1 protein-coding gene is annotated in these 701 nt (G+C 48.9%); it reads right to left on the bottom strand.

What is annotated here, in order from left to right; translation table 11 throughout:
- Positions 1-701: FtsH protease activity modulator HflK (gene hflK / locus REG_RS14910; RefSeq protein ID WP_039908664.1), on the bottom strand; the 701-nt coding region annotated here is incomplete at both ends.

Below are 701 nucleotides of genomic sequence, written 5' to 3'. Positions count from 1 at the left end.
TAGGCTTTACCATCTTCTAGCAAGCGTTCCGCCTGACCATTGGCACGAGGTTGAACTTCATTAGCATAAGCCTCAGCTTCACGAATAAATTGCTGTTGGTTTTCACGAGCCGCAATCGCATCATCAAAAGCGGCTTTTACTTCTTCCGGTGGACGAGCAGCCTGAAAGTTAACGTCAAGCAAAGTAATCCCCATTTTATAGGGGCGAACAGTCTCTTCCAGTACTCTCTGCGTATCACTACGAACGATAGTGCGTCCCTCAGTTAAAATTTTGTCCATGGTATATTTACCGATGACACCTCGTACTGCCGCATCAGTTGCTTGACGCAAACTGTCGTCGGGATAAGTGACACTAAAAAGATAAGCCGCTGGATCAGTCACTCGATATTGAACGTTCATCTCAACCCGGACAACATTTTCATCAGCGGTTAACATCACACCGGAAGCGGCCAATTCACGCACTGATTCAATATTCACTGCTCGGACTCTATCGATAAACGTCGGTTTCCAATTCAATCCCGGCTGCACGATATGGCTAAGCTTCCCCAAACGTGTTACAACACCCCGTTCTGCTTCCCTGATAGTGTAAAAACCACTGGCCGCCCAAGCAATGGTCGCCACCACCGCCGCAATAACGACCATGCGACCGCCATTGCCTCCCTGCGCTAATGTTTGTTTGTTATCGTTACCCCCGCCACCGCC

The sequence above is a fragment of the Candidatus Regiella insecticola LSR1 genome (assembly GCF_000143625.1).
GTDB classification, from domain to species: domain Bacteria; phylum Pseudomonadota; class Gammaproteobacteria; order Enterobacterales; family Enterobacteriaceae; genus Regiella; species Regiella insecticola.
This window is presented reverse-complemented; position numbering and strand designations above follow the sequence as displayed.